The sequence below is a fragment of the Fodinicurvata fenggangensis DSM 21160 genome (assembly GCF_000686045.1).
GTDB lineage: Bacteria > Pseudomonadota > Alphaproteobacteria > Kiloniellales > DSM-21159 > Fodinicurvata > Fodinicurvata fenggangensis.
Window position 1 is genome coordinate 1 of the sequence record NZ_JMLV01000029.1, and the last position, 4,476, is coordinate 4,476.

Sequence of the window (4,476 nt, forward strand, 5' to 3'; positions counted from 1 at the left end):
GTCCCTTTCTGCTCCATATCCTCGGCTGAGCTGGGTCCGGATTCTTCCGAGCTTGTTTGATTCTGGGCGAGCAGGATAGGCGTATCGGTTTCATCAAAGGAGCTCGCAAGGGCTGCACCAGAAACCATCATGGCGATAAAGGTAATTGGTAAAATTGTCATTTTCAGGGGTTTCATGCTATACTTTCCTATACTTGATTGGTGCCAATCCCCTCGCTTTCCTGAATGGTGGACAAAGGGAAGCGAGGGGAGCCAGCTCTTCAAGAAGTGGCGGGTTTGCACTCAAGAATCATGCTCGAAAATTATTCGACCATGACTTCCTGCATCACGGGCGTTTCACCCTCAAGAACCGGACCATCGGCCCCTTCGGTTTCAGGATACTCAAACGTACCCATCTCACCTGTGTCCTTGTGGAGCATGGCAATAACACTGTCACCGGAAGCGACCTCCTGGGACAGTTCGACTTCGACGTTCATGTTCTCGCCCTCTTCGAGCGGAGCATGGCCGATCGGGTCGGCATAGGTGCCCTCTTCCATGGCATGAACAACGAGATACCCATCCCGGGGAGAGGTAACTGACTCGAGGGTCAGGGTCATGCCGTCAACCATCGCGTTGTCCGACGTCGAGAAATCGCCTTTCCCCATGCTGTCATCCCCGGCTGCTGCGGGCAGTGCGAGTGCGAAGGCGGCAGCTGCACCGAGCAGCGTGGTTTTCAAGGTATTGGTCATTGAAGAAACTCCTCTTGTTTGATCTGGGCAGGCCAGATCGCACACTTCATCAGTGTGCTCTAATCGTTACGAAGCCAGTGGAGTATTGGTTCACCAATTTTTCGAACATGGCCGAGAAGGCGAATATCCGTGACCAGGTACTTTCCAAGCATCGTCAGCGAGGATCGCAAATCAGAGGTATCGAGCATGAGCAATAAGACCCAGGAAGAGCTGGATCGCGAGGAAGCGGCCGCGCTGTCTCAGATGATCGAGGAGACCGAGGATCTGCCGCCCGAGGACGGCGAGGTTATGCGGGCCATTCTCTGCGCCGTCCGTGATTCTGGCGAGGCCGCAAAGGCGCATCTACGCGCCGGGCGCTCCATTGTCTATTCCGAGCGGGACACGCCGCGCGGCTGCCTGATACGGAAGTATCCTGACGGCCGGCGGGAGCTTTTCCGGGTTGTTGACGGTGAGGAAGTTACGATCCGCGAGCTGGATTGATGGGCAGGTAAGACTCAACGAACCAAGCTGGTTCGTAACCTAGAGGGAATGATTATGAGCGATAAGAATACACCCCACGGTACCCCTATCCAGGATCCGGACGAAGCTGTTGCCGTTGAGAGGCTTATTTCTGAGAGCAGGGACTTGCCAGCTGAAGAAGGCGCGCTCGTGCGGGCCTTTCTCGGCGCTTTGAGGGAGACTGGAGAGACCGTGCGTGCCGGTCTTCAGCCCGATCAGTACATTGTCTATGGGGCCGATGATCTGCCCGAGGATTACATGATCCGCGAGTATGGCGATGGCCGGCGAGTGTTGATCCGCTATGTAGACCACGAGCCGCAGGTTGTCCGAGAGCTTGAGTGATCGCCTTAGTAAGGGCGTCAGTTCTCAGCTGAGCAGTGAGGCTATCTCATTTGGGATTGTTGCCAGGGCAATGCCAAGAAAGAGATAGGCTATACCGGCTAGTTCTATATGGATGCCGCCGATCGCGGCTGTTTCGATCTGTTCCCGGATTTTCAGGCTGTCCGATTGTCGCTCTTGCTGCTCTTTGGCGAGTTCTGTTTTAAGTTCCTTATCCCGCTCTTGCAGGTCTTTCTTGGTCTCCCATAACTGAGATTCAAGCTGTTCCAGCTGGTCTTCTAATCTTTGTACTCGTTCATCGAGACTCTTTTCCGAGTTGGATACAACAGTTCCCTTCCCGGTACCTTCGACTGATATAGCAGCCGTTCCACTGCTTTTAACCTTCACTAGTTCTTTTGGTTTGATGATGTAACGCGCTTCTCCAAGCCAATTGAGAATAGCTTTCCAAATTGGGTCTCTATCAAAAAGCTTTCTCGAGGAATTGAGACCTACAATGACCGTTAAAAGCCCCGCAAATTGGAAAACCATTCCAGACCATCGTAGGCGGTTTGGAAGTGGGTGAGATATTTCAGTTATCGAATCTGCCCAGACAGGGCCAAATAAGAAAACTGCGAAACACAGCCAGAGCCATAATGGCTTCCCATCATGCAGCCAAGCTTTGCCAAACAAATAGCGGCGCTTTATTCCTTCGCAAAAAGTTCCCATTTCTAGGCTCTAAAATATGGTCCCGCTGTAATAAGATGGCCGTCATACTGGGCTTTCATAAAGCAGCTTCCAGAAGCGAGACTTCTTCTTCCGTGAGCTCGAAGAGATCATAGACGATACTATTGATCTGGGCCTCAACTTGAGCAATCTCGGCTGTGAGGCGCGCGATCTCGGCGCGGTCCCGATTGATCCAGTCTTCCCAGTCGGAACGATCGGCCAGGGGGATGTCAGCCTTGAAGACCTTTTTCACCTCGGTCCGGAAGGTGGCGAAGTCGGGTAGGGTCCACCATTCCTTGAGCTTGGTGTTGAGTTTTGGTTCGCGGTCAGACGGGCAAAGGTCGGGGATGCGGCGAGTGAGAGCGGTTTGGATATTCAAGCGTTTTTCCACTGCTTCCTGTGCAGATCGCGCAAGTTCGCTAACCTCGGATTTTTGCTCAGAATTGGCGGGCGCAATCGGAAAGTTGCCAAGGCCACCGGGCTGAACCTCAAAGAAACCTCCTGACTTCACCACAAAGATACTCTTGAAGAAAAAGTGCCCTAGTTTCGAATTAAGCAGTGAAACTACAAATTCATTATCCGTTTCAGCATCAATCATATACGCAGTGTTGCTCAGAGTTGAACCTGATAGATCAACGGAAAAAGTTGGCTGTGATGAGATTTTGGTGGAGAGTATCTTGGGCGCGGCGAAGTACGGGACGAAAGCCTCTTGCGCTTGCTGCAATTCGAACCATTCTTGCTTGGTCGCTCGTTTCTCCAGATTTCCCTTGAATGGTAGCAACCAATCCCGGATGGCGGGGTAGTCTTCAATTTCGATCCGGTTCTTGGGGATATAGATCAACCAAAGGCTGCGAGATTCGGCGCGCCAGCGTTTGAGGTCCTTGCCTTCCAGATACGGCTTCAGCAACTCAGCAGATCGCGGGTCCTCAATACATAGTCGTTCTTTGGTAGCTGCGTCGATCACGAAAGCTGCGTTGTAACCCGTTGCCACCCCACGCATCGGTGATCCATAGACCTCTTTCAAAGTCTTGTACCCTGTCCTGATCTTGTCCCGTAATGTCCGCAATGCCGGATTTTCTAATTCCCATGGTCCGGCCCCAAGCGCGGTTTGCGGATAGGGGCCTTGGGCCGCTTCCCACTTCGACTGGAAGTTCGATTCTGATAGCGCGTCGACTTTCCAGAACCGCAAATGGTGGTCTTTGGGGGCTGCCCCGTTTTTAAGTACGAGGATCGCGGGATAGGTCGTCACACCCTCGAACACTTGAAGATCGCCAAAATTAATCACACCCTCAATAGTCGCATTTCTTAAAACGTATTCTCGCAAGGGATTAGCCGATGCTGTCTTGAAAAAGGTATTCGAGGAAATGTAGCCCAAGCGTCCGCCCGGCTTGAGAAGGCGCAGACCACGTTCGAAAAAGTAGCAATACAGGTCAGCTCGGTCGGAAACCACCTCGTAGCGTTTTTCCAGATAGGGTTTCAGCGTCTTCAGATGTTCCATGCGGACATAGGGCGGATTGCTCAGAACCACGTCAAAGCCGCCTTCGGCGAAGACGCTGGGGAAGGCTGTTTCCCAGGTGAAGGCGTGATCGAGATAGGCGAAGTTGCTGTCCTCGATCAGGCTGTCGCCGACGCGGAAGCTGCCCGAGAGGCTGTCGAGAACCTTGCCGCGCCGGGCGGTCTTGATCCAGAGCGACAGCTTGGTGATCTCGACGCTTTCCTCGTTCACGTCCACGCCGAAGAGGTTGTTGGTCAGAATTTCGCTGTCCGGGATATAGTCGAGCAGATCGCCAAAATGTTCGGTCTTGGGCAGTAGGTCTCTAATCTTGTCGTTCACGCGGGTCAGTTCGGCCTTCATGAAATCGAAGGCCATGATCAGGAACACACCAGAACCACAGGCGGGATCGACAATACGCAAGGATTTCAGGCGATCGCGATAGGCTTGCCAGGCTTCCAGCTCTGCCGACTTTTTCCGCCAGGGGATGTTTTCGTAGTCGGTGACATCCGCGCCTTTTTTGGCGTGGCCGCGCAAGGTGTCTTCGAAGATTTCCTGCAGATGCGTGCCCAGGGTTTCGGCAACGATGAAGCGCGCGATGTAATCCGGGGTATAGACCACCCCGTCACGCTTGCGCCGCCCGCTTGTGCCGGAGGTTTTCTCGGGCTCTTCCTCTTCACCGCGCGCGATCGCTTGCAGGCGTTCTACGTCCGCGATG

Annotated in this window: 5 protein-coding genes; 2 read left to right on the forward strand and 3 right to left on the reverse strand. The window is 53.4% G+C overall.

The annotated features are described in order from the left end of the window. Nucleotides 1-301: 301 nt before the first annotated feature. Complete coding sequence (locus BP38_RS21520; RefSeq protein WP_035725957.1) at nt 302-727, reverse strand: DUF7282 domain-containing protein; 426 nt, start codon at nt 725-727, stop codon at nt 302-304. Nucleotides 728-913: 186 nt separating this feature from the next. Here BP38_RS21520 and BP38_RS0118115 point away from each other — a divergent pair, with 186 nt between their 5' ends. Both BP38_RS0118115 and BP38_RS0118120 read left to right on the forward strand, forming a co-directional pair. Beyond that, complete coding sequence (locus BP38_RS0118115) at nt 914-1,207, forward strand: hypothetical protein (protein WP_051609539.1); 294 nt, start codon at nt 914-916, stop codon at nt 1,205-1,207. Between the two features lie 54 nt (nt 1,208-1,261). After that, on the forward strand, nt 1,262-1,567 hold the full coding sequence (locus BP38_RS0118120) for a hypothetical protein (RefSeq protein WP_155992510.1): 306 nt from the start codon (nt 1,262-1,264) through the stop codon (nt 1,565-1,567). Nucleotides 1,568-1,591: 24 nt separating this feature from the next. Here the strand turns inward: BP38_RS0118120 and BP38_RS0118125 are convergent, their stop codons facing one another. Together BP38_RS0118125 and BP38_RS0118130 are read right to left on the reverse strand one after the other, a co-directional pair. After that, nucleotides 1,592-2,092, reverse strand: coding sequence for a hypothetical protein (locus tag BP38_RS0118125; protein ID WP_026988879.1), 501 nt, complete (start codon nt 2,090-2,092; stop codon nt 1,592-1,594). 232 nt (nt 2,093-2,324) lie between these two features. Then, nucleotides 2,325-4,476 (reverse strand): Eco57I restriction-modification methylase domain-containing protein (locus tag BP38_RS0118130; protein ID WP_026988880.1); only part of this gene is annotated, 2,152 nt, incomplete at its 5' end.